Annotated in this window: 19 protein-coding genes and 3 pseudogenes; 5 read left to right on the forward strand and 17 right to left on the reverse strand. The window is 69.7% G+C overall.

Features of this window, described 5'->3' with window-relative positions; all coding sequences use genetic code 11:
* Positions 1-61: 61 nt before the first annotated feature.
* Positions 62-2,587 (forward strand): ABC transporter permease, encoded by a 2,526-nt coding sequence (locus ACIBNA_RS21570; RefSeq protein WP_399166768.1) that lies wholly within the window; start codon positions 62-64, stop codon positions 2,585-2,587.
* An 82-nt stretch (positions 2,588-2,669) separates the two neighbouring features.
* Entirely contained in the window at positions 2,670-3,038 is a 369-nt protein-coding gene (locus ACIBNA_RS21575; RefSeq protein WP_399166769.1) for a winged helix-turn-helix transcriptional regulator, read from the forward strand.
* Positions 3,039-3,148: 110 nt separating this feature from the next.
* Here ACIBNA_RS21575 and ACIBNA_RS21580 read toward each other — a convergent pair whose 3' ends face one another.
* From ACIBNA_RS21580 to ACIBNA_RS21605, 6 genes and pseudogenes are all read right to left on the reverse strand, one after another.
* Positions 3,149-3,544 (reverse strand): nuclear transport factor 2 family protein, encoded by a 396-nt coding sequence (locus ACIBNA_RS21580; RefSeq protein ID WP_399166770.1) that lies wholly within the window; start codon positions 3,542-3,544, stop codon positions 3,149-3,151.
* A gap of 99 nt (positions 3,545-3,643) precedes the next feature.
* Entirely contained in the window at positions 3,644-3,838 is a 195-nt protein-coding gene (locus tag ACIBNA_RS21585; protein ID WP_399166788.1) for a polysaccharide deacetylase family protein, read from the reverse strand.
* Positions 3,839-4,795: a hypothetical protein gene (locus ACIBNA_RS21590; RefSeq protein WP_399166771.1), complete on the reverse strand. Its 957-nt coding sequence runs from the start codon at positions 4,793-4,795 to the stop codon at positions 3,839-3,841.
* Between the two features lie 96 nt (positions 4,796-4,891).
* A complete protein-coding gene (locus ACIBNA_RS21595; protein ID WP_399166772.1) occupies positions 4,892-5,236 on the reverse strand; it encodes a WD40 repeat domain-containing protein in 345 nt (114 codons plus the stop codon).
* A gap of 435 nt (positions 5,237-5,671) precedes the next feature.
* Positions 5,672-5,812 (reverse strand): annotated as a pseudogene (locus ACIBNA_RS21600) (hypothetical protein); the annotation flags it as partial.
* A gap of 27 nt (positions 5,813-5,839) precedes the next feature.
* On the reverse strand, positions 5,840-6,478 hold the full coding sequence (locus ACIBNA_RS21605) for a TetR family transcriptional regulator (RefSeq protein ID WP_399166773.1): 639 nt from the start codon (positions 6,476-6,478) through the stop codon (positions 5,840-5,842).
* A gap of 104 nt (positions 6,479-6,582) precedes the next feature.
* On the opposite strand from ACIBNA_RS21605, the pseudogene ACIBNA_RS21610 reads away from it, so the two are divergent.
* Positions 6,583-6,840: pseudogene (locus ACIBNA_RS21610) on the forward strand (DSD1 family PLP-dependent enzyme); the annotation flags it as partial.
* 311 nt (positions 6,841-7,151) lie between these two features.
* Positions 7,152-8,039, forward strand: coding sequence for a helix-turn-helix domain-containing protein (locus tag ACIBNA_RS21615; protein WP_399166774.1), 888 nt, complete (start codon positions 7,152-7,154; stop codon positions 8,037-8,039).
* A 23-nt stretch (positions 8,040-8,062) separates the two neighbouring features.
* On the opposite strand, the gene ACIBNA_RS21620 is transcribed toward ACIBNA_RS21615, so the two are convergent.
* The 6 genes and pseudogenes from ACIBNA_RS21620 to ACIBNA_RS21645 form a co-directional block, all read right to left on the reverse strand.
* Positions 8,063-9,214: an XdhC family protein gene (locus ACIBNA_RS21620; protein WP_399166775.1), complete on the reverse strand. Its 1,152-nt coding sequence runs from the start codon at positions 9,212-9,214 to the stop codon at positions 8,063-8,065.
* A 139-nt stretch (positions 9,215-9,353) separates the two neighbouring features.
* Complete coding sequence (locus tag ACIBNA_RS21625; protein WP_399166776.1) at positions 9,354-11,567, reverse strand: xanthine dehydrogenase family protein molybdopterin-binding subunit; 2,214 nt, start codon at positions 11,565-11,567, stop codon at positions 9,354-9,356.
* Complete coding sequence (locus ACIBNA_RS21630; protein ID WP_399166777.1) at positions 11,564-12,544, reverse strand: FAD binding domain-containing protein; 981 nt, start codon at positions 12,542-12,544, stop codon at positions 11,564-11,566. Before ACIBNA_RS21630 ends, ACIBNA_RS21625 begins: the two co-directional genes overlap by 4 nt.
* 12 nt (positions 12,545-12,556) lie before the next feature.
* Positions 12,557-13,196 (reverse strand): annotated as a pseudogene (locus tag ACIBNA_RS21635) ((2Fe-2S)-binding protein).
* Positions 13,197-13,445: 249 nt separating this feature from the next.
* Positions 13,446-13,670, reverse strand: a complete 225-nt coding sequence (locus ACIBNA_RS21640) for a hypothetical protein (protein WP_399166778.1) — start codon at positions 13,668-13,670, stop codon at positions 13,446-13,448.
* A gap of 91 nt (positions 13,671-13,761) precedes the next feature.
* Positions 13,762-14,250 carry a MarR family winged helix-turn-helix transcriptional regulator gene (locus ACIBNA_RS21645; RefSeq protein WP_399166779.1) on the reverse strand — a complete coding sequence of 163 codons (489 nt, stop codon included), beginning with the start codon at positions 14,248-14,250 and terminating at the stop codon, positions 13,762-13,764.
* 155 nt (positions 14,251-14,405) lie between these two features.
* On the opposite strand from ACIBNA_RS21645, the gene ACIBNA_RS21650 reads away from it, so the two are divergent.
* A complete protein-coding gene (locus ACIBNA_RS21650) occupies positions 14,406-15,785 on the forward strand; it encodes a pyridoxal phosphate-dependent decarboxylase family protein (RefSeq protein ID WP_399166780.1) in 1,380 nt (459 codons plus the stop codon).
* A gap of 108 nt (positions 15,786-15,893) precedes the next feature.
* Here ACIBNA_RS21650 and ACIBNA_RS21655 read toward each other — a convergent pair whose 3' ends face one another.
* The 5 genes from ACIBNA_RS21655 to ACIBNA_RS21675 form a co-directional block, all read right to left on the reverse strand.
* Complete coding sequence (locus ACIBNA_RS21655) at positions 15,894-16,760, reverse strand: GDSL-type esterase/lipase family protein (protein WP_399166781.1); 867 nt, start codon at positions 16,758-16,760, stop codon at positions 15,894-15,896.
* Between the two features lie 46 nt (positions 16,761-16,806).
* Complete coding sequence (locus tag ACIBNA_RS21660) at positions 16,807-17,883, reverse strand: rhamnogalacturonan acetylesterase (RefSeq protein ID WP_399166782.1); 1,077 nt, start codon at positions 17,881-17,883, stop codon at positions 16,807-16,809.
* 67 nt (positions 17,884-17,950) lie between these two features.
* Positions 17,951-19,006 (reverse strand): glycosyl hydrolase 53 family protein, encoded by a 1,056-nt coding sequence (locus tag ACIBNA_RS21665; RefSeq protein ID WP_399166783.1) that lies wholly within the window; start codon positions 19,004-19,006, stop codon positions 17,951-17,953.
* 277 nt (positions 19,007-19,283) lie between these two features.
* Positions 19,284-21,065 carry a rhamnogalacturonan lyase gene (locus tag ACIBNA_RS21670; RefSeq protein ID WP_399166789.1) on the reverse strand — a complete coding sequence of 594 codons (1,782 nt, stop codon included), beginning with the start codon at positions 21,063-21,065 and terminating at the stop codon, positions 19,284-19,286.
* Positions 21,066-21,672: 607 nt separating this feature from the next.
* Positions 21,673-22,554 carry an alpha/beta hydrolase family protein gene (locus tag ACIBNA_RS21675; RefSeq protein WP_399166784.1) on the reverse strand — a complete coding sequence of 294 codons (882 nt, stop codon included), beginning with the start codon at positions 22,552-22,554 and terminating at the stop codon, positions 21,673-21,675.
* Positions 22,555-23,081: the final 527 nt, after the last annotated feature.

Genomic DNA, 23,081 nt, shown 5'->3' on the forward strand with positions numbered 1-23,081 from the left:
CCAGGGCGCAGCGCCCCCCTCCCCGTACGCCACCGGACACCCACCCCAGGACCCACAACTCATGTTCCGTACCGCCTTGCGCAATGTGCTCGCGCACAAGGCCAGGCTGCTGATGACCGTGCTCGCCGTGATGCTCGGCGTGGCCTTCGTCTCCGGCACGCTGGTCTTCACCGACACCCTCTCCCACGCCTTCCGCAAACAGTCGGCCAAGAGCTACGACGATGTCGCCGTCGGCATCACCTCCTACGTCGACAGCGACAGCGGACAGGAGGCGGGCCTGTCCCAGCGGACGCTCGACAGGATCGGCAAGCTGGACGGGGTCGCCTCCGTCACCGGACGGGTGAACGGCTTCGCCGGGGTCGCCGATCCCGACGGCAAGCTCATCGGCGCCGACTGGTCCAACACGGGCTCCAACTTCGCCCCCGGCAAGGACGGCGAGGACCCCGCCTACGACTTCACCGACGGCGCGGGCCCGGTGCGGGACGACCAGATCGCGCTCGACAAGGACACCGCCGCCAAGGGCGAGTACGAGGTCGGCGACAAGGTACGCGTCGCCACGAACGGCCCGGTCAAGGAGTTCACGCTCACCGGTGTCTTCACCACCGACGACGGCGCCGTCAGCGTCGGCGGCAGCCTGGTCCTCTTCGACACCTCCCTCGCCCAACGCCTCTACCTGAAGCCGGGCCACTACCAGGACGTGACCGTCACCGCCGCGCCCGGCGCCGACGACGAGAAGATCCTCGACGCGATCAAGCCGCTGATGCCCGAGAACTCCGAGGCGAAGACGGGCGCCACGCTCGCCGAGGATCAGGCCTGGACGATCGAGCAGGACATGAGCAGCCTCAACCAGATGCTGCTGGGCTTCGCGGGCATCGCGCTCTTCGTGGGCGTGTTCCTGATCGCCAACACCTTCACCATGCTGGTCGCCCAGCGCACCAGGGAACTCGCTCTGATGCGCGCGGTGGGTGCCTCGCGCAAGCAGATCACCCGCTCCGTGCTGGCCGAGGCCGGTCTGGTCGGCCTGGTCGCTTCCGTGGTCGGCTTCGGACTCGGTGTCGCCCTGGCCGCCGGGCTGCGCTCGGGGATGGCCGCGTTCGACATGAAGGTGCCGGCCGGCCCTCTCGTCATCGGTACGACGCCGCTGATCACCGCGCTCGCCGTCGGCATCCTCGTCACCATGTTCGCGGCCTGGCTGCCCGGTCGCCGCGCCGGGAAGATCCCGCCGGTGGCGGCGATGAACAGTGTCCACGCGGTGCCGACCACCAAGTCGCTGGTCGTCCGCAACTCCATCGGGGCCGCTGTCACCGCGCTCGGCGCCGCGCTGATCACGGCGGGTGCCGCGATCGGCGAGCAGGGCCGGGAGATCATCGGCGGCGGTGTGTTCTTCGCGCTGATCGGCGTGATCGTACTGATCCCGCTGCTGTCCCGCCCGGTCATCGCGCTCGTACGGCCGTTCCTGGTCCGTGCCTTCGGGGTGGCCGGCAAGCTGGCCGGGCAGAACGCGGTCCGCAACCCGCGCCGAACCGGCGCCACCGCCTCCGCGCTGGCCATCGGTCTGACGCTGGTCACCGGCCTGTCGGTGCTGGGCGTCTCGATGGGCGCGGCGCTGGACAGGGCGACCACCGAGCAGATCAAGGCCGACTACATGGTCGAGACAGCCGCCGGCGGTGGCCTTGACCGGTCCGCGCTGACCGCGCTGGACAGGACGCCGGGTGTCTCGGCGCTCTCGCCCGACCAGTCGGCGTACTTCCGCCTCAAGGACGATTTCGTGTCGGCGACGGGCGTCACGCCGGGCGATGTCGAGCGGGTCCTCGACATCGATGTGGTGAACGGTTCGCTGAGTTCGCTCGGCAAGGGGCAGATGGCGGTCGACGAGAAGACGGCCACCGAGCAGGGCTGGAAGGTCGGTGCCACGGTGCCGGTCACGTTCGAGGACGGCAAGAAGGGCTCACTGAAGGTCGGCGCCGTCTACGAGGAGGGGGCGGTGCTCTCCTCGGTGCTGGTGGACACGAAGCTCGTCACCCCGCACGAGGCGGAGCCGTACATCTCCCGGATCTTCGTGAAGATGGACGGCGGCCCGAGCGACGCGAACGAGAAGGCGCTGATCAGCGCCCTCGGCAAGAACCCGGCGATCGCAGTCATGGACCAGAAGGACATCCGCGACGAACTCGGCGGCGCCGTCAACATGATGCTGAACATCATGTACGGGCTGCTGGCGATGGCGCTGCTGATCGCGGTGCTCGGGGTGGTCAACACCCTGGCCATGTCGGTCTTCGAGCGTCAGCAGGAGATCGGCATGCTGCGGGCGATCGGCCTGGACCGTCCCCGGGTGAAGCGGATGGTCCGCCTGGAGGCCGTGGTCATCTCCGTCTTCGGCGCGGTGGTCGGCGTCGCCCTCGGCACGTTCCTGGGCTGGGCGATCGGCCAGACCATCAAGGGCGATCTGCCGAAGTACGCGCTGGTCGTCCCGTGGGACCGGATCGGGATCTTCCTGGTCCTGGCAGCCTTCGTGGGCGTCCTGGCCGCGATGTGGCCGGCGCGCAGCGCCGCGAAGCTCGACATGCTGAACGCCATCAAGGCCGAGTAGGCCGGTTGTCGGGGACCGGGTTCCCCTATACTCACCATCGGTAACTATTCACCCCGACGTAACCGGTGGAGGTGCGCGACGCATGTCACAACACCCGGCGTTCGACGTGCTCACGGCGACCTGCCCGTCCCGCACTTCACTGGCCCGGATCGCCAACAAGTGGACCGCCATGATCGTGATCGCACTCGGCCCGGGCCCGATGCGCTTCGGCGACCTGCGCACCACGGTCGACGGGATCAGCGCGAAGGTCCTCACCGACACCCTGCGGGACCTCGAACGCGACGGGCTCGTCGCGCGCCACGCGTACGCCGAAATACCGCCCAGGGTCGAATACGAACTGACCGCACTCGGGCAGACCCTGCACGCCCCCCTACGCGCTCTGGGACAGTGGGCCGAGGCGCACATTCCCGCCGTACTCGCGGCACGCGAAGCCTACGACGCCCAACGCTGACGCCTCCAAGCGCTTCCCCCGGCCATCGACGGCACAAGGCCTTCCCGACCGGCGGTCGGGAAGGCCTTGATGCGTCGCGGCGCTGCGGCCGGTTGGAGAACCCGGCGGGCTCACCGGCCCCAGAACTCGTCCTCGGCCGCCTGATCGCTTGAGAACAGCCACACCTCGACGATCTTCCCGTCCTTGACGCGCAGGACGTCCACGCCGTCCATGCTCATCGACGCGCCGTCGCGCCGGCCGGAGAAGTGGATGGTGGCCGCCACCATGTCGTCGTTGCCCATGAGGCTATGGACGGCGTCGATCGCGAAGGAACCCTGGCTGGTCTGCATCATCCCGCCGAGCATCGCGAAGACGGCGTCGCGCCCCTTCTGCTCGCCCGAGTACCGGTTGGAGCCGGGCTGGTGCCAGACGATCCCCTCGTCGAGGAGTTCACCCACCCTGGCCAAGTCACCCTGCTGCACAGCCTGGAAGTACTCACGGGCGGTATCGACGTTCGTACCGGTCATCACACTCACTCCTTCAACCTGCGTTCTCCCTGGTGCTGCCAATCCTTACGATCGGTAACCAGTCACCTCAAGGTAACTATTGGGATCGCGTGACCCACGTCACAACACACTGTTGACGGCACCGTAGGGCGGGCGGAAGAGGCTGGGGGTCTTGCCGGTGGCAGCCTTGATGGCGGCGCTCGTGCGGTTGAGCCGGGAGGCGACCTGCCGGGAGGCGGGCTTGGTGAGATCGGGGTGGGTGGCGCCGTTCTGGCCGACGGTGAAGAAGGTGGCGCGCGCCTTGTGCTGCGCCAGCTAGGTCAGCAGGGTCGCGGTCTCCGGCACCGCCGGTCCGTCGTCGAAGGTCAGCGCGAGGCACCTGAGCCTCCTGCAGTCGGTGTCGTCGTCGCCGGAAGCGGTGTGGGTGGGGACAGCCGGCGTGGGGATGTGCGTCGCGCCCAGGTCGAGCGAACGGCTGGGCGTCACCGTCTGCCGCTGGACACGCTTCCCGAAAGCGGACAGCCAGGGGGTGACCGTCTCCTTGGAGAGCGTCACCGTGAAGGCCCCGGCGGCCGGTGCGCTCACGTCGCCCTGGTCGATGGCCACCCGCAGGCCGCCGTCGGCGGTGAACGCCATGTCGTCCAGGGCGGCGGCGCGGGAGTCCGGGTCGGAGAACGTGTTGTCGAGGGAGGCGGCATCCACGCCTTCGCGCCCCTCGAGCCGGTCCTTCAAGGCGCCGAGAAAGGCACCCCGGGAGCCTTCGGCGACGAGCCCGAGGGCCGTTCGGTACGCGCCCGCCCTGCCGTCGTACCAGTACGTCGTCGCCGACTGACCGGACCCGGCGCCGCTGGGGTCATGGGTGCTGAGCCGGACGCCGAGGACGTCGCCGGAGGCGACCAGGAACTGGTGGCTGATGTTGAGCTCGATGCCCTCCGCGCCGCCGGTGCCGTCCTCGCACACCGCCGAGCCCGAGCGGAAGGAGGCCAGGCGCCGCTCCACGTACTGCTTCATCGCTACCGTCATCGCTTCGGCGCCGGGCACGTCGGGGTAGCTCGTCGCGAAGGGGCAGGACTTGTCTTCACTGTTGTCGCTGACGATCTCCAGGCCCTTGATCTTCGACGGGTCGACACTTCGGACGGGCGAGGGGACGGGAGTGGAACCGGGCCGGGCGAATGCCGCATCCGGGGACCCGGACGTTCCGGGTGAGCAGGCCGCCGTGAAGGAGAGGGCGCCGAGCAGCAGAAGGGAGGGGACAAGAGTGTGAGTGCGCATGCGTGAGACCAGAACCTGACTTAGGGGATTCGCGGCCGCCGCCGACGGGACACCGCGGTCGTTCTGGTCAGTGATCTTCCAGGTCAGAGGCGTTTTTCAGCGACCCACACGGCCGTCTGAAAAATCGAACCCCTGCCCCTTTTCTGCTTGTTTCACCTTTTCATCCGCTATTGGCGCAAGGGCGACGGTCAGACGCTGGAGCGACACGTGGGGGCCGCCGACGTACACCGTGCCACCGTCCTCGGCGAAGGCGAGGGACCGGATCTCGTCGCCGGGCGCGGGCAGGTCCGACCCGAGGAGCTGCTGCCCCTCGGTGTCCCACATCCGCAAGGTCCCGCGCGCGCCGCCCACGGCCAGGGTGCTGCCGTCGGACGAGAAGGCGAGCGCCCCCACCGCCTCCGGCTCGCCCTGGGACACCGTGTCGGAGGTGCCGGTCAGCACGGTGACGGAGGTCGCCGTCCCACAGCGTGTCGTGCCCGGTGGCGTCGCCGAAGGCGAGCCGGGAGCCGTCGGGGCTGAACGCCGGCGCGGTGACCTCACGGCCGTCGGCGAGCGCCCGTCCGGCGACCTTCCGGACTCCGGATCGACGTGCTGATCGTCGGAGCTCACGAGCAGACCTCCCTCGCGCGTGCTCTGTCACTGCGAGGTGAGACGGTCGGTCAGGTCGAGGCAGTGGAACGTGGCGCCGTCGAGGTAGCGCAGGAGGCCATGCCTGCCCGGGTCCCAGGTCAGCCCGCGCATGTCCGCACCGGACAGCGGCCGGTGGAAGACCTGAGTACCGCCACTGGCCAGCCGCCATACGGCGAGCTCGTGGTCGTCCGCCGTGGCCAGGAACTCCCCGTCCCGCCCCTGCCGTCCGCCGTCCGCCGTCCGCCGTCTGCCGTCTGCCGTCTGCCGCAGCCACGGAATCAGTCCCGCCCGCGGCAACGACGACTTACCGCTGCCGGACGCCCCGAACACGGCGGCGAACCGGTGCTCGCGCACCCACTGCACCAGTTCGGCGACGAGCGCCTCCCGGTACACCGGCGCGTAAGGCCCTTACGCTCACGCGAGGCCTGGCTGCTCCTCCAGCGCGCCCATCGCCCGGTCGAGCAGCACGGCCAGGGGAACAGCGCCCTCGCAAGCCACCCACCCCGTGGCGGCCACGTCCAGGCAGGCGAGCGCGGCGGCGACCAGCGCGCTCGGCCTGGTGTCCTCCGGCCGGTCGGGGCTGACCCCGAGTCGCCGGGCGATCTCCGGCACCAGCAGTTCCTGCCAGCTCCGTTGCTTCTCATGGTGCCCGGCGCGCAGCGACGGGGTCTCCTGGAGCATGCGCAGATAGCTGAGTGCCTGCTCGGGCGCCTGCTCGTTCATCCGCGTCAGGACATCGAAGGACCGGCGCAGCGCCTCCCAGGGCCGCTCGTCGTCGGGGCGGGCGGCGAGCGCCTCCGCGATCCGGCGGCCGGACTCCGCCAAGCGCCCGAGGACGATTTCTTCCTTGGTGCCGAAGTACCGGAACAGGCTGGCGCGCGACAGACCCACCTCGGCGGCGATCTGGTCGACGGTCGTCTTGTCGAACCCCTGCTCGGTGAAGAGCCGGTGCGCCACCTCGACCACTTCCGTCCGAACCGTCGCACGCATGCGCTCACGCAAGCCGGGCGGCTTGCCTGCGGGCTGGGCGGCGGTACGGGCGGTCTCGTTCATGCCAGAAGGGTACAACAAGGGCTCAATTTGATACCGAGTATCAGACCCGAGTGACACCGATCACCTCGCCGAAACCGACCCGGCCTACTGGACGACCACCCGAATTCTTCGACCTGGTGATGGCCGGCCTCGGCGTCTGCCGCATCGAGGACCTCGCCCTGTCCGTCGTCGTCACCGTCATCGGCCACCGCCCCGAGTACGGCTGGATCGTCACCGACGGCGGCTGGATGGCGATGCCCCGCGACCGCGGCACCGCCGTCCAGGCGCAGGACCAGGGATACGGCCTGGTCACCGGCCTGGACGGCACCGGAGATCCTGGGCTTCTGGAAGCGCGTCACCGGCTGGTGAACAACCGGGACGGGTTACCGCGTACACATATCGTCGCCAACTGCTCGTCACCTATGGTGGGTTGAGAGCTGCGAAAAGCGCCGCCCCTGAGGGCGCTGCCGGCGTCCGGTTACGCGACGGCACCCTGAGACGCGCAGGTCGTGCGCCCGCTGGACGGCCTCGGTGACGGCGGCCTTGTCGGTGACGTCCAGCTTCAGCGGAATGATCGTCTCGCCGTGGGCGGCCACCCACATCGGACTGAGACTCAGTATCAAGATGAGTCGTGGATTCGATGCTGTACGCTGCCCCGCATCAGCGAGGCACGTTTGACAACTGGAGGACAGAGATGTCTTCAGATGTGGCGCACGGTGACCAGGTGACGTCCGGACTCGACCGGCGTACTGAACTGAGGGAGTTCCTGCGTTCCCGTAGGGCCCGGCTCAGGCCTGAGGACGTGGGCCTGCCCTCGTACGGGCGGCGGCGGGTTCCCGGACTACGGCGCGAGGAGTTGGCGCAGTTGGCGGGAATGTCGTACGCGTACTACGCACGCCTGGAGCAGGGCTACGGCGAGACCATGTCGGCCGAGGTGCTGGACGCCGTCGCCCGCGCCCTGCGTCTGAGCCAGGAGGAGAGTGACCATTTGGTCCGGCTGGCTCAGCCCGAGCGTCAGAGCACGGCGCAGGCCGCACCCTCGCCGCAGCGACTGCGGCCCACCGTCCAGCACCTGCTCGACTCGCTCGGTGTACCCGCCTACGTCGTCGGCCGACGCCTGGACATCCTGGGGTGGAACCGGCTCGCCACCGCCGTCTTCGGGGACTGGGCCCAACTGGCGCCCGAGGAGCGCAACGTGGCCCGGCTGTTCTTCCTCTCGCCCGAGGCGCGCGACCGCTTCGCCGACCCGGACCGTAGCGCTCTGAGAATCGCCGGCGTGCTGCGCATGAACGCCGGCAAGAGCCCCGGGGATTCATACCTCTCTTCGCTGATCCAGGAGTTGTCGCAGAAGAGTGAGGAGTTCCGGCAGTTGTGGGCACGGCACGAGGTGAGCTGCCAGAGCACCGGCGAGCCCGTGCGGGTGCGGCACCCGCTCGTGGGAGAGTTCGACCTCGTCCACGAACCCATGACGCTGCCGGGGGGCGCCCCCATGCGGCTGATGACCTACCACGCCGAGCCGGGCTCCCGCTCGGAGGAAGCCCTGCGGATGCTGGCCAGTTGGGAAATGGAGCCGCTGCGCTGATCTCCCCGGTGCATGTCACGCCGTCATGCGGCCAGCACCGAGGAGGGTGACATCCCGGCCACCGGGGCGGAACCGTGGATGGGACCGGGGACGCGGGACAAGGGCAGGCCGGTGCCGTTGTTGATGTGGGCGATGATCTCGGCGGTGATGGAGATCGCTGTCTCTTCAGGGGTGTGGGCGCCGAGGTCGAGTCCGATCGGCGAGTGCAGGAGCGCGAGGTGCTCTTCGGGCACGCCGGTCTCACGCAGACGTTCCAGGCGGTGTTCGTGGGTGCGCCGGGAGCCCATCGCGCCGATGTAGCCGACCGGGAGACCGAGGGCCAGGCGCAGCAGGGGGATGTCGAACTTGGCGTCGTGGGTGAGGACGCAGATCGCGGTACGGGCGTCGACTTCCGTGGCCTCCAGGTAGCGGTGGGGCCAGTCGACGACGACCTCGTCGGCGTGTGGGAAGCGCTGAGTGGTGGCGAAGACGGGGCGGGCGTCGCAGACGGTGACGTGGTAGCCGAGGAAGCGTCCGGCCTGGCTGAGGGCGGCGGCGAAGTCGACGGCGCCGAAGATCAGCATGCGGGGCGGCGCCGCCTGGGTGTGGGCCAGGAGCGTCAGCTTCTCCGGGCAGGTGTCGGCGTCCCCGCCGACCTCGACGTGGGCGGTCCGGCCCGCCCGAAGCAGCGCGCGGACCTGGTTGGCCGCCGCCCGGTCCGCCTGCCGGCTGCCCAGTGTCCCGTCGTACGCGCTGCCGCCCCCGAAAACGGACAGGGTGCGGCCGAGAAGGCGCTGCGGCCCGCCGATCACCTGTGCCACGGCGACGGGCACTCCGGCCGACACCTGTTCCAGGGTGGTGGTGAGGTGGGGCTGGTCGGCGGGGTCGACCCGCTGCACCAGGACCTCCAGCTCCCCGCCGCAGGTCAGGCCCACGGCGAAGGCGTCGTCGTCGGAGTAGCCGAACGAGGCCCGTATCGGGGGTTCGCCCGTCTCCAGCACCTGTTGGCACAGCTCGTAGACGGCGCCCTCCACGCACCCTCCGGAGATGCTGCCGACCGCCTCGCCGTCGGTGTCCACCGCCAGTGCGGTGCCGGGTGGCAGGGGTGCGCTGCCGCTGACCTGGATGACGGTGGCCAGGGCGAAGGGGCGGGCCTCGCGGCACCAGCGGTACAGAGTGTCCGCGATGTTCAGCATGAGTGGCTCTCCTGCGGGAGGTTGGGAAGCCCGCCGCCGCGCCGGCATGGGGGGATCGAGGGCACGGCGGCGAGCCGATCAGTGGGACGGCTCTCAAGGCCCCGCCCGGGGGGCGGGAGGGGCCCCTGCCGCCCGGGGTTCAGAGCAGGGCTTCGGCGGTGATGGGCAGGTCGCGGACGCGGCGGCCGGTGGCGTTGAAGACCGCGTTCGCGATGGCCGGCGCGACCCCGACCTTCACGATCTCGCCGAGGCCCTTGACGCCGATGGGGTCGGCGTGAAGGTCCTCCCCGTCCAGATAGATTGCCTTGATGTCGGGGATGTCGGCGTTGACGGGCACGAGGTAGTCGGCGAGGTTGGCATTGACGATCCGGCCGTCGCGGTGGTCGGTGGCCGTGTGCTCCAGCAGGGCCTGCCCGACGCCGCCCACCATGGCGCCGAGGGCCTGGCTGTCGGCGAGCTTGGGACTGATGATCCGCCCGACGTCGTAGACGCCCAGCATGCGCCGCATCCGCACCAGGCCCAGCCGCCGGTCGACGGCCACCTCGGCGAACGTCACGCTGTAGGCGTTCATGGAGTGCCGGTCGTCGCCGCTCGGGGTGAAGATCCCGCGCGTCTCCAGGTGCGTACGGCTGTTACGGGCCAGCAGTTGCCGGTAGGTCTCCCCGCGCGCGGGGTTGCCCTTGATGTGCAGCCGGCCGCCGCGGACCACGATGTCGTCGGCGTCGACGCCGTGCAGCGGTGACCGCTCGTCCTCGACGGCGAGTTTGATCGCCTCCTGTCGCAGCTTGTCGCAGCCGTCCTGGACGGCGGAGCCGACGCCGGCCATGGTCTGCGATCCGCCGTGCGGCGGAGCCGCCGGGAAGGTGGAGTCGCCGAGTTCGAAGCGGACCGTGCGCATGGTCAGGCCGAGGGCGTCGGCGGCGAGCTGGGTCATGGAGGTGTAGGTGCCGGGGCCCATGTCGCTGGTCGACGCCTGGACCAGGGCCGTGCCGTCGGCGTCCAGCCTGACCCGTGCCTCGGACCGCATGCGCAGGGTGTCGTAGATACCGCTGGCCATGCCCATGCCGATCAGCCAGTCGCCGTCCCGCCGGGAGCGGGGCTTGGGGTTGCGCCGGTGCCAGCCGAACTCGCGGGCTCCGGTCCGCAGGCACTCGCTCAGGCGCCGGGTGGACCAGGGCAGCCCGTTGGCAGGGTCCTCCTGCGGTTCGTTGCGCAGCCGCAGCTCGATCGGGTCGATGCCGGTTTTGTGGGCGAGTTCGTCCATGGCCGACTCGATGGCGAAGGCGGCGCTGGACCAGCCGGGACCCCGCATGAACGTCGGTGTGTTCACGTCCAGCGGCACGGTCCGATACGCCTGGCGGACGTGGGGCGTGGCGTAGAGCATCTGCCCCGGGTTCATCACGCCCTCGACGTAGTGCTCGTACGAGGACGTCTCGGCCCGTATCCGGTGGACCGCCGCGGTCAGGCGTCCGCCTCGGGTACTGCCCAGACGCAGCCCGTAGTCGTAGGCGGGCCGGTAGCCCACCCCGTAGTACAGCTGCTCGCGGGTCAGGACCAGTTTGACCGGGCGGCGGATCTGGCGGGCGGCGAGGGCCGCGATGGTGGTGTGCGGCCAGGTACGCAGCCCGTTGCCGAACGCGCCGCCGACGAACGGCGAGATGACGCGCACGTTCTCCGCCGACATGCCGAACACGGCGGCGAGTTCGTCCCGCGCGCCCACCACCCACTGGCTCTTGTCCCACACGGTGAGCTTGTCGCCGTCCCAGCGGGCGATGGTGGCGTGTGGCTCCAGCGCGTTGTGGTGGTTACGGGTGAGCCGGTAGGTGCCCTCCAGTTTGACCTCCGCCGACGCCAGTGCGTCTTCGGGGGTGCCGCGCACGTAGTTCTGCGGCGGCAGGGGGTCGTTCTCCCGGACTCCGGATGCCGCCATGTCGGTCGACGGCTTGTCGGCGTCGTAGGAGACCTTCACCAGGTCCGCGGCGTGCTGTGCGGCCTCCAGTGTGCGGGCGACGACCACGGCGACGGGCTGCCCCATGAAGCGGATCTTGTCGTCCTGGAAGACGTGCAGCCGTTCGCCGTCGCGGGGGTCCAACCAGGCGCCCGGGTTGTCGCGGTAGGCCAGCGCGGGTTTGTCGAGGTGGCTGATGACGCCCAGGACGCCGGGCTGGGCGTCGGCGGTGCGGGTGTCGATGCCGGTGATCCGTCCGCGGCCGACACTGCTGTCGACGATGACGGCGTGGACGACTCCGTCGATGTCGTGGTCGGCGGTGTACTTGGCCTGGCCGGTCACCTTCAGCCGTCCGTCCACCCGGGACAGCGGGGCGCCGACGGCTGCCTGCGGCTGCGGGCTCACTTGCCACCTCCTACGATGCGCAGTTGGCGCTCGACGGTCCGTTTGAGCAACTCGACCTTGAAACGGTTGTGTTGGAGGGGCCGGGCCCCGTCGGCGGCGTGTTCGGCGGCCGTGGTCCACAGGGCGTCGGACGGCCGCCTGCCGATGAGCTCCCGCTCGACGGCGGGCAGCTTCCAGGGCACGGTGCCCACGCCTCCGGCGGCCACCTTCGCCTGGCGGATCACCCCGCCGCTGATGTGCAGGGCGACGGCCGCCGAGGTGAGCGCGAACTCGTACGACTGCCGGTCGCGCACCTTCAGGTAACCCGACTTCAGCGGACGCGGAAGGGCCGGAATCTCCACTGCGGTGATCAACTCACCCCGGCGGAGGGCCTGTTCGCGGTTGGGTGTGCTGCCCGGCTTGAGCAGGAAGTTCGCGAAGGGCACGGTCCGCTCGCCGTCCGGTCCCAGCAGGACCACGGTCGCCTCCAGGGCGGCGAAGGCCACGGCGACGTCGGAGGGATGGGTGGCCACGCAGTCGTCGGAGGTGCCGAGGATGGCGTGGGTGCGGTTGACGCCGTGCAGGGCAGCGCAACCGGAGCCCGCCTCACGCTTGTTGCAGGCGGCCGTCACATCACGGAAGTACGTGCACCGGGTGCGCTGCATGATGTTGCCGCCGATGGTCGCCATGTTGCGCAGCTGCGCCGACGCGCTCAGCTCCAGCGCCTGCGAGATCACCGGAAACAGAGCGCGCACCCCCCGGTGGGCGGCGACCTCGGACATCCGCACCAGCGCGCCGATGCGCAGGCCCCCGCGCCGGGTGACCACGATGTCGCGCAGCGGCAGGCCGCTGATGTCGACCAGCGTGCGGGGGCGTTCGACGGTCTCGCGCATCAGGTCGACCAGCGTGGTGCCGCCGGCGATGTAACGACTGCCGTCACGGCCCGCGTCGAGGGCTTGCCGGGTGTCGGCGGCCCTGGTGTAGGAGAAGGGATGCATGGGGACCGTGCCTCATTTCCCGTGCGCGGCCTGCTCGACCGCCCGCACGATCTTCACGTAGCAGCCGCAGCGGCAGATGTTGCCGCTCATGAACTCCCGGACCTCCTCCGGTGAGCCGGTGTGCCCCTCGTCGATGCAACCGACGCCGGACACGATCTGGCCGGAAGTGCAGTAGCCGCACTGGAAGGCGTCCTGATCGATGAACGCCTGCTGCAGCGGGTGCAGTCGTTCACCCCTCGACAAGCCCTCGATGGTGGTGACCTCGGCGCCCTCCATCCGGACCGCCAGTGTCAGGCAGGAATTGACTCGGCGTCCGTCGACCAGGACCGTGCAGGCGCCGCAGGCACCGGCGTTGCAGCCCTTCTTCGAACCGGTCAGCCCCAGGTGTTCGCGCAGCAGGTCCAGCAGGGAGGTCCGGTTGTCGACCGTGACGGTGCGCCGCTCGCCGTTGACGGTCAGGGAGACGCGGCTGCCGGGCGGCGTCCGCGGGCTCGGCGCCGAACACGGACTGCCCCGCTGCCAGGCCGCCGACCACGACCGCACCGCCGACGGCGGTGGTAGCGATGAACGTGCGCCGGGACGGGGCGGACACAGGTCCCTCGGGCGATCCCTCGGGAGGAGAAACAGTTGACTCGGGGGGTTCGATGGACATGCCCACTCTCTTGGTCGACGGAAGACGGATGGCGGTGCCGACCACCGTCATGTGCACGAATCGGCGTGCGTACGGGAAACGGTCCACGCCGCGGCGGACGAGCCGGGCCCTCGGCCCGGGAGGAGTGCGGCGGCCAGGGGTTGATCGCGTCCGGCAGCCGCCTCACCAGGCCTTCGGTGCGGCATGACCTCCACTGTGCTGCACGCGGCGCGATACAACGAGCGCACAGTTTTGGGACGACTCCGGTGGCTACCACTGCCGTTGGTACGTCTGGCAGTAGCAGGCAGAGCTGTCCGACACGCGTTCGACGAGGCCGACGACGGCGTGACGACGGACGTTGGTCAGGGCCTCCTGGACGACACGGTATGCGGCTGCCTGCGGCAGCACTGCGGCGGGCTGCAGCCACGGCGTCACGCCGACCGCGTACAGCCTTCTGCGCCGGCGGACGCGTGGCGCGGCCGGTCCGGCGATCACGTGCCAGGAGCTAACGGCGCGCCACAGTGAGCATCCCCCGGCCCGGCCGGGACCCACCAACCGCAGCGGAAGCCGCCATGGGCCGGTGAGGTCAGTCGGCGGCCTCGCGCAGCGCCTCGTTGATGTCGCTCAGCGCGCCGGTCAGCCGGGTGTAGTCGTCGCGGGCCACGGGCGTGACGAAGTACCGCTCGACGACATCGGAGTGCACGGTCGCGGCCTGGAGGAACACGGTGCGACCGTGATCAGTCGGTTCCACCAGGACGCTTCTGCGGTCGTCCGGTGACGGGACACGACAGACCAGGCCGGCTTCTTCCATGCGGTCGATCAGCCGGGTGGTGCCACTGCTGGTGAGGGTGAGGTCCTCGGCGAGCCGACGCTGGGAGATCTCCTCGCCCGGCTTGCGGCACAGCCTGATGAGGACCTCCAGCATCGTGTGACTGATCCCGCACTCCCGTCGCAGCGCGGTGTCGATCCGCTGCTCCAGGCGGGTCGCGGCTTTGATCAGCAGCCCGAAGTCGTGAACGAGCTGACTGTTGGCGGCACGGGCGGCCTCGTCGCCCCGCCGGGTCGCGGCATTCACCTGCCCAGGTCCTCCCATCCTGATGGTCCTGGCCTGTGAGTTTACTGCTCCATCACCTACTGACGTCTCAATTACTGAGCATTCAATTGCTGACTGCTCAGCTAAATTCTATGGTGGATGCCATCCCGTCGGCCCCAACGGAGAGAGGGACCCCCATGGACCTGCAGCACTGGCTCGGCCGAGCCGCCCACGCGATACAGGACTGGGCCGACACCTTCGGCCCCTACCAGCCGCACCCGTCGCTCCAGGTCGACGACGGCCGCTTCGCCACAGCCTTCGAGGAGTTCACGGGGAGACTGCAGGACAACTACCCCTTCTTCCACCCGCACTACGCGGGACAGATGCTCAAGCCCCCGCACCCGGCCGCGGTGGTCGGCTACCTCACCGCCATGCTGATCAACCCCAACAACCACGCTCTGGACGGCGGCCCCGCCACGGCCCGGATGGAACGCGAGGCCGTCGCTCAGCTGGCCGCCATGTTCGGCTACGACACCCACCTCGGCCACCTCACCACCAGCGGCACGATCGCCAACCTCGAGGCCCTCTTCGTCGCCCGCGAACTCCACCCCGGCCGAGGTGTCGCGTACAGCGCGGACGCCCACTACACCCACGGCCGCATGTGCCGTGTGCTGGGGATGGAGGGACACGCGGTCCCCACGGACGACCGGGGACGCATGGACCTCGACGCGCTGGAGGACCTGCTGCGCGGCGGCCGGGTGGGCACGGTCGTACTGACCGCCGGAACCACCGGGCTGGGGGTCGTCGACCCGATCCACGAGGCCCTGCTCCTCAAAGAGCGTTACGGCGTCCGGTTCCACATCGACGCCGCCTACGGCGGCTTCTTCACCCTGCTGGCCGGCGCCGAGGGCCCCGAGGGACTCGCGCCCGAGCCCTGGCAGGCGATCGCCCGATGCGACTCGGTCGTCGTCGACCCGCACAAGCACGGGCTCCAGCCCTACGGGTGCGGTGCCGTGCTCTTCCGCGACCCGGAGGTGGGGCGCTTCTACCTCCACGACTCGCCCTACACGTACTTCACCTCCACGGACCTCCACCTCGGCGAGATCAGCCTGGAATGCTCACGCGCCGGCGCCTCGGCCGCCGCGCTCTGGCTCACCTTCCAACTCCTCCCGCCCACCGCCGACGGCCTGGGCCGGGTCCTGGCGGCGGGCCGCCGGGCCGCACTGAAGTGGGCACAACTGATCACCACCTCCGACCACCTGGAGCTCTACCAGCAGCCGGAACTGGACATCGTCAGCTACTTCCCCGTGGTCGACCCCGCCACCCTGAGCGGCATCGACAGTGCCTCCGCCCGTATCCTGACGGACGGCATGACGAGCCCCGAACCGGTGTTCCTGAGCACCCTGCGCGCCGACGGCGAGGCGTTCGCCGCACGCCACCCCAAAATCACCGCGGACGCCGACGGCGCCCGCATCCTCCGCAGCGTGCTGATGAAACCGGAATCCGAGCACCACGTGGAGCACCTCCACCAGCAGGTCGAACGACTCGCCGGACAACGGCCACCACTGGCGAGGTGACGCTCGCCGCCGATGCCGCAAGCAGACGCCCGGGTCCGCCACGGTCGGCGGATCCGGGCGTTGCGAGGTGCCGCATCAGACTGGGCCGGGCCGCTTCAGAGCCCGTCGTTACCTGAGATACGCGGCCAGCGGGAGGCCCTGCCGGCGCACATCACCGGCGACGAGCCCGGCGACCTGCTGCGCGCCGTAGGTTTCGAAGTGGGTGCGGTCGTTGCAGAAGAAGGCGCCCACGGGCCCCGAACCGAAGTCGCCGTTGTGCGGGCAGAAGCGCAGACTGTTGTAACGCGAGACGCTCAGCGACTGCAGGTCGATGACCGGCGCTCCGGTTGCGGATCCGGCGGCGAAGGTCTGGGAGACGAAGCCGCGGTTCTTGGTCGCCGTGCTGCCGGAGCAGGTGATGGCAGCCACCGGGGTGAGCAGCACCGGGTGTGCGCCCCGGGCCAGGGCGGCCTTCGCCATCATGGTCATCAGCTGCTCGTACCGGGCCGGGCCGACGTGCCGTGGGCAGGTCGAGGAGGAGTCGTTGATGCCGAACTGGATGAACAGGTAGTCACCTGCCTTCATCCCGGTGCTTGCGTTCAGCATCGCCTGCCAGCGTGACGAGTACGTGTTGGACGTGAGGCGGCACTCGCCGTCGGAGCCCTTGGTGCTGCTCACGTTCCCCTCGTACAGCCAGGTCTGGATGCTGCGGCCTCCCACGGCTTGGTTCCTGACCGTCACATCGCCGTTGAACAGGGCGTCGAACTGGCTGCCCCAGCCGACCGGGCAACGGGCCGAGCCCGGGTTGGCCATGGTGGAGTCGCCGGCCAGCCACACCGTGACCGGCGCGGCCGCCGCTCGTGCGGCCGGGGCCTCGGCGCGGGAGGCGCCGGTGCAGTTCGCCGCGACCCTGTCGACCGCCGAGGCGGCGCTGACGCCGAGGCTCGACAAGGCGATCACCAGCGCGGTCGTGACGAGTATCCGAAGTTTGTTCATCAGGTCCATCAGGTCCTTCCCACAGACGGGCACCGCCGGGCGTCGGTCAGCGCAGGTGCGCGGCCAGGGGCAGGCGCTGCTCCCGGATGCTCTGGAGCACCAGCCCACCGATCTGGGTCGCGCCGTACTGCGAGAAGTGGGTGTTGTCCGTGACGCCGTCGACGGAGGAGCGCAGGAAGAGCTGCGCGGAGGCGGACGGGCCGAGGGACTCCACCAGCGTCTTGCTCTTGGTGGTCAGGTCGATCACCGGCACGTTCTGCGCCGCGCCGAGCGAGCGCATCTCGGCGGGCAGGTTCACGCCCACGCCGTTGACGTGCAGCGCCGTTGCCGTCAGCCGGTTGCCGTTGAACTGCCGGCGAACCGGCGGGGTCACCAGGACCGGGACGCCGCCCTTCGCACGGACCTGCGTGATCATGGACGTGAGATTGCTCCGGAAGGCGGACGCGCTGGTCTGCTTGTCGTTGTGGCCGAACTGGATGAAGACCGCGTCGTTCGCCCTGACCTTCGACAGCAGGGCCGGGAAGAGCGCCGAGTTGTTCCGGAAGCTGCCCGAACTCTCTCCGGAGTCGGCGTAGTTGGCGACGACCGCGCCGGGACGCACCGCAGGCGTGATCATCTGACCCCACCCGGTGTACGGGGCGATCAGCTGGTCGCACACGGTCGAGTCACCGGCCAGGTAGGCGACCATCGGCTGGGTAGCCGGCTTCACCGAGACGGCCGAGACCTGGGGGTTGGAGCCCGCGAACCGGATGTCCAGACCGGGGTTGCCGTTGCCGCCCTGGCCGGTCGGCTGCCCCTCCGGCTGCCGCACGTTGACCGTGAACGAGTACGTGGCGACGGCACCGGCCGCCGTCTTCGTCGCCGGAAGCATCAGACGCCGGGCCTCCACCCACATCTCGGTCTGCCCGGCGGAGGCCGTGCCGCCGATGGAGACCGTCACGTCGTAGTTGCCGGGTGAGACCGCGTAGTGACACTTGATCGGCGCAGTGCCGGAACAACCGGCCGGCAGAGCCCGCGCGGCGGCATCGGCATGCGCCGCGCCGGTGCCGACCAGCATCCCAAGCGTCAGCAGGCCCGCTGCGCCCAGCCGGACCCCACGCCCTCCGGAGCGCGCCAATGACATGCTCATTACAATCACCAATCCCATCCTTGACCGAGTCGATACCGGGTTGAGGTCGACCGCCCGTCACTCAGGCCTGAGTGAAGCCGTCCATGATGACGGTGGGCCGCTGCGTGGCGGAGTCCCAAGCGCCCATGTTGTAGCCGGTGAACGGGGACATGCACTCCGGCTCCCAGTAGAAGATGCCCTGCCCGCCGTTGGCCTTCAGCGCCTTGGTGTAGGCGACCAGCGAGGCCCGGGTGGAGGAGGCCCTGTCCACCCGACCGCCGAACTCGCTCTGCAGGAACGGTTTTCCGTACTGCGTGGAGATCTTCTTCATGTTCCCCACGATCCCGGGGGCGACGTCGGCGCTGCCGTAGGAGGAGAACACCGACATGTCCCACTTGCCACCGTTCGCGGCGTAACGACTGAAGAACGTCGTCATCACGTCGTACTTCTGCGGCTGGGCCAGGTGAATGCACACGATCGAGTTCGGCGAGACCGCCTTGACCTGGGTGTACGCCGCGTTGAGCAGCCCGGTCATCTGCGCCGGGTTGGAGACGCTGCCGACGGGGCGGCAGATCCCGCTGTTGATCTCGTTGCCGATCTGCACCCACGTGGGGAGCACGTCGTTGTTCTTCATGACCGTCATGGTCTGGTTCACGTACGTGCTCATCGCGGTGCGCATCTGGCTGTAGCTCATGTTCCGCCAGGCGGCGGGCGGGTTCTGCACACCGACGGAGTTCCAGGTGTCGCCGAACATGTAGTCGAGCATGATCGACATTCCGGCGGCCTTGACCCGCTTGGCGAAGGCGGCGACCTCGTTGATGCCGCAGTGCCCGTCGGTCGGGCTGCTGGAGGGATTGACGAACGTGCGCAACCGCACGGCGGTGATGCCGTACCCCTTGAGAATGGTCAGCAGGTCCTGCTTCTGTCCGCTCGCGTTCTTCCAGGAGAAGCCGCGCGCCTCCATCTGCGGCACCCAGCTGATGTCGACGCCCTTGACGAAACCCGCGGCGGCGTTGGCCGGCGTCTCGAGTTCGGCGAGCGCGGCGGCGGTGGCGATCACCCCGGCGGTGGCGGTGGTGGCCTTGAGCAGGGTCCTGCGGCTGATCCGCCCGGAACCGGATGCCTCGGTGGGGTGCATGGTCGCTCCTTCCGGCGCGCCGGCCGCGCGTGAGTCGCGGCGGCCGACGGGCGGTTGGTCGTGGGGGGACGTGGGGGTGGGTGTTTCCAGGGCTTGGTGCAGGTGAGTGGGGCGGTGGGTCGCCGCAGGAGGCGTTTCGCGCCGATACGGCGGAGCCACTCATCCTGAGGGCGCCGTTGCGCACCTCGGCCGCGGCGGGTCTCACAGCGAACCAGCCCCCCTCGCCCCTGGTCGGCCGCCCATGCGGTGGAGCATGGGCGGCCGAGCGGGCCGGGGTTCAGGGCGTGTAGACGGTGGGCCGTGGAGCCGCCGCCATCCCGTTGCCGATGAAGAAGCTCGGGTGCGGGGGCTGGTTGTACGCCGTGTTCTGCCAGGCCAGGGCCGTGCGGTACTGGGTGTCGTGGAGCAGGGTCGTGATGCGGGTGTTCGTCTGGTGCGGCGTGGAGTAGATCCGCAGGGCCCTGTTGTTCGACGTCGGCCAGATGACCTCTTCACGCCAGTCGCCGAGGATGTCTCCGGAGAGGGACGGCGTGGCCTTCGTGCCGTTGTTGGAGTGGACGCCGGATCCGGTCAGCAGGCGGGTGTCGCCGGAGGTGCCGTACTTGTCGATGCGGGTGCCGTCGAGGAGTTCGCGGACGGGGTCGCCGTCCCACCAGGACAGGAAGTTCATGCTGGACGGCTCCCGGCCCAGGGAGGCGCCGGTCGCCGAGCGCAGGGTGGTGTCGGTGGCCGACCAGGCCTCGGCGCCCGGGCTGCCGGCGTGGACGTCGGCAGCGACCCCGCGGCCGTTGTCCGAGCCGGAGGCCGTACGCCACAGGATCTGGCCGGTGCGCGCGTCGGCCATCCACGAGCCGGGCTGGCCGGAGCTTTCCGAGACCTTGAAGTACTCCAGGCCCGCGCGGGACGGGTTGAGGTCCCCGACGTGACCGGCGTCGCCGTGGCCCAGCCTGGTGGTCCACAGCCCGGAGCCGTTGTCGTCCACGGTCATCGCGCCGTAGACGATCTCGTCCTTGCCGTCGGCGTCGACGTCGGCGACGGACAGACTGTGGTTGCCCTGGCCGTCATAGCCCTTGCCGCTGTTGGCGGAGGAGGTGGTGTCGAAGGTCCAGCGACGGGTGAACTGGCCGCCTCGCCAGTCCCAGGCGGCTATCACCGTCCGGGTGTAGTAGCCGCGCGCCATGATCAGCGACGGGCGGGCGCCGTCGAGGTACGCCGTTCCGGCCAGGAAGCGGTCGACACGGTTGCCGTAGTTGTCGCCCCAGGAGGAGACGTTGCCCCGGCCCGGGACGTAGTCGACGGTCCCCATCGCCTTGCCGGTCTGCCCGTTGAACATCGTCAGGTACTCGGGGCCGGAGAGCACATAGCCGCTGGAGTTGCGGTGGTCGGCGGAGGAGTTGCCGATGACCGCGCCGGTGCCGTCGCGGGTGCCGTCGGCGGTCTTCATGGCGACCTCGGCCTTGCCGTCGCCGTCGTAGTCGTACACCTGGAACTGCGTGTAGTGGGCGCCGGAGCGGATGTTGCGGCCCAGGTCGATGCGCCACAGCCGGGTGCCGTCGAGCTTGATGCCGTCGACGATGGTGTTGCCGGTGTAGCCGGACTGGGCGTTGTCCTTGGCGTTGGTGGGATACCACTTCAGGACCAGGTCGAGCCTGCCGTCGCCGTCCAGGTCTCCGAGACTGGCGTCGTTGGCCTCGTAGGTGTACGCCGAGTTGCCCGGAGCGGTGCCGCCGGCCGGCGGCGAGATCGGTACGTCCAGGTAACCCGGCCGGAACTGCAACGCGCGCTCGGAGGGGGCCTGCTCGGTGCCGTTCACCACCGGGCGCACCGTGTAGTCGGCGGAGTCCTGGGCGCCGGAGTCGAAGTAGTTCGTGGAGCCGGTGATCGGCGAGGAGTTGAGCTTGGTGGCGCCGCGGTAGACGTTGAACGCCACGTCGTTCGGGTCGGTGGCCAGCCAGCGCCACGACACCAGGTTTCCGCTGCTGGTGTGGACGCTGGTCAGTCCCCGGTCGAGGCGCTCCACCTGTCGCGCGGTCGCGGCCTGCGCGCTCTGGGGAAGCATGGTGAGCGCGGAGGCGGCCAGCGCGAGTGCGGTGGCGAGGACGCCCGCCACTCGGCCGCCCGAGGCTCGGCGGATTCTTCGTTGACGCGGCGCCGTGCGGGGACGAGGGTCAGAGTCGGTCACAGTGACCTCCGGTGTGGGGGGATGTGCATGCCTGGTGGTGGATCACGGGGTGGTGGCCGACGGGGTGCCATCCCCGCGGAGGGACTCTTCAGGCCGTCGGTACTGTCGGCGCAGTAGAACTTGTGGTTCCAGTCGTCCCCCCACCCGCGGTGCCCGGAGACACCATTGCGAGGCCGGCCGCAGACATCACCGCACCCGCCCCGGCCAGCAGCGTCCGGCGTGGAAACCGCCGGAGGGAACGGTCCACTGGATCGTGCATCAGTACCTCCTGGCAGGTTGCCCGTGTCGGCATCCCCTGTGGGACGGCACGAGCAGCGAAGCGCCCGTCGTGGAGCCGGCGACCGAGCGCCTCGCTGTCCGCGTTCGTGGATGATCAGGGGAGGGCCGCCGCGCACGTCGTCGAGTGACGCGATCATGACAGTTCTGTCTGTCTGACGATCCTCACGTGCGGGAACGTCACGCCGGCGTGTGGAGCGGTTGCTCCTCAGCCCAGGGCGGCTTCCCACCTGGTGTTGGATCCGGCCGCGTCAGCCGGGAGGCGGTCCCGTGCGGCGGTGTCGCCGTGCATGGTCCAGCGGGCCCAGTCGACGACGGTCCTCGGGAAGCGCTGGTCGCTCCAGAAGCTGGTGTGGCTGCCGCCGACGAAGGTGAGGAACGCCTTGGGCCAGGTCATCTCCCTGTACGCCTGCCGGGCCGAGGAGTACTGCGTGGTCGAGTCCCGGTCGCCGTGGACGAACAGCACCTTGGCGGAGACCGAACTGGACGGGTTGCCCATGTCCACGCAGGACTGCGGGTTGGCGGAGACGATCCGGCGGTCGGGCCAGGAGGTCAGCAGGCCATGGGTGATCATGCCGCCCAGGGAGTGGCCCGAGACGCCGACGCCGATCCCGGTGTTGATGTGCCCGGCCAGCGGACCGCTCGCGTTGAGCGCGAGGGTGTTGGTGAGGATCTGCGAGACGTCCTTGGAGGAGTTGCCGTTGTTGACGTCGCTGAAGTTGTGGTTGAAGTGCGGGGCGGGGACGACGAAGCCCGCCGAGGCCAGGGCCCGGATGATGAACAGGGAGTTCTGCGGGCTGCTTCCGTAGCCGTGGGTGAAGTTGTAGACGGGGAAGACACCGCCTGCGACAGGGGCGTTCGTCACCGGGCTGCCGCCGGGGGTGCCGGTGGCGGGGTAGTAGACGTAGGTGGTGCACCGGCGGCTGCCACGGGTCCAGTCATACCGGCGCACGCCGACCGCGAACGGCGTGGTCGGTGCGCCCTGCGGCCTGACGAGGGCGCCTGCCTGCCCGGTGCCGAGCAGGGACGCGCCCACGCCCGCTGCTCCGGCCGCGCTCAGGGCCAGGAAGGTGCGCCGTTGCATGCTCATGGATGAACTCCTGTGTGAGTGGGGGGTTGCTCGTGGGGGAAGGTGCGGGTATCGCGGCCCGGTCGCTTCACTGGTGAGGAAGCGTCAGGTGGGGTAACGGGGCGATGGTGCGGCTTCCGCTGAACACGCACGGTGCGGTGGCGGCCGCCGAACGCCGACCGGCCGTGACTCACGCATGACGTGCCTCCTGTCACCACTGATGCGGAGGTACAAAGGCCCGAGGCGGTGGGGGGCGATGCATGCGATCTGCTCTCTGCAGCCACATGACTGTGAACGCTCCCACACCATTTCGAATAACAGAAAGAGTCGCCATCGGACTCTCATCTGTCAATCTCTGAGACCCAAATCCCTTTGAACTCAGGGTCGGACCGCCGGGCGTCAGCCGTGGCTGTGACCGATACCAGCACTCATGCCGGCGATCGTATGGGCACCGATGTCCAGGTGCGGACCGTCCGCGGACCGGGCCGCCACCGAACGGACATGCTCCTGAGCCGGGTGGGCCAGACCGTCGTACACCGCGACGCACA

The sequence above is a fragment of the Streptomyces sp. NPDC050164 genome (assembly GCF_044459945.1).
GTDB classification, from domain to species: Bacteria; Actinomycetota; Actinomycetes; order Streptomycetales; family Streptomycetaceae; genus Streptomyces; species Streptomyces coeruleorubidus_A.

What these genes read in the sequence shown, in the direction of transcription:
- ACIBNA_RS21660 (WP_399166782.1), bottom strand. Translation starts at nt 17,883, where the DNA reads ATGTCATTGGCGCGCTCCGGAGGGCGTGGGGTCCGGCTGGGCGCAGCG.
- ACIBNA_RS21630 (WP_399166777.1), bottom strand. Translation starts at nt 12,544, where the DNA reads ATGCATCCCTTCTCCTACACCAGGGCCGCCGACACCCGGCAAGCCCTC.
- ACIBNA_RS21615 (WP_399166774.1), top strand. Translation starts at nt 7,152, where the DNA reads ATGTCTTCAGATGTGGCGCACGGTGACCAGGTGACGTCCGGACTCGAC.
- ACIBNA_RS21670 (WP_399166789.1), bottom strand. Translation starts at nt 21,065, where the DNA reads ATGCTTCCCCAGAGCGCGCAGGCCGCGACCGCGCGACAGGTGGAGCGC.
- ACIBNA_RS21665 (WP_399166783.1), bottom strand. Translation starts at nt 19,006, where the DNA reads ATGCACCCCACCGAGGCATCCGGTTCCGGGCGGATCAGCCGCAGGACC.
- ACIBNA_RS21675 (WP_399166784.1), bottom strand. Translation starts at nt 22,554, where the DNA reads ATGAGCATGCAACGGCGCACCTTCCTGGCCCTGAGCGCGGCCGGAGCA.
- ACIBNA_RS21575 (WP_399166769.1), top strand. Translation starts at nt 2,670, where the DNA reads ATGTCACAACACCCGGCGTTCGACGTGCTCACGGCGACCTGCCCGTCC.
- ACIBNA_RS21590 (WP_399166771.1), bottom strand. Translation starts at nt 4,795, where the DNA reads ATGCGCACTCACACTCTTGTCCCCTCCCTTCTGCTGCTCGGCGCCCTC.
- ACIBNA_RS21655 (WP_399166781.1), bottom strand. Translation starts at nt 16,760, where the DNA reads ATGAACAAACTTCGGATACTCGTCACGACCGCGCTGGTGATCGCCTTG.
- ACIBNA_RS21620 (WP_399166775.1), bottom strand. Translation starts at nt 9,214, where the DNA reads ATGCTGAACATCGCGGACACTCTGTACCGCTGGTGCCGCGAGGCCCGC.
- ACIBNA_RS21605 (WP_399166773.1), bottom strand. Translation starts at nt 6,478, where the DNA reads ATGAACGAGACCGCCCGTACCGCCGCCCAGCCCGCAGGCAAGCCGCCC.
- ACIBNA_RS21580 (WP_399166770.1), bottom strand. Translation starts at nt 3,544, where the DNA reads ATGACCGGTACGAACGTCGATACCGCCCGTGAGTACTTCCAGGCTGTG.
- ACIBNA_RS21570 (WP_399166768.1), top strand. Translation starts at nt 62, where the DNA reads ATGTTCCGTACCGCCTTGCGCAATGTGCTCGCGCACAAGGCCAGGCTG.
- ACIBNA_RS21650 (WP_399166780.1), top strand. Translation starts at nt 14,406, where the DNA reads ATGGACCTGCAGCACTGGCTCGGCCGAGCCGCCCACGCGATACAGGAC.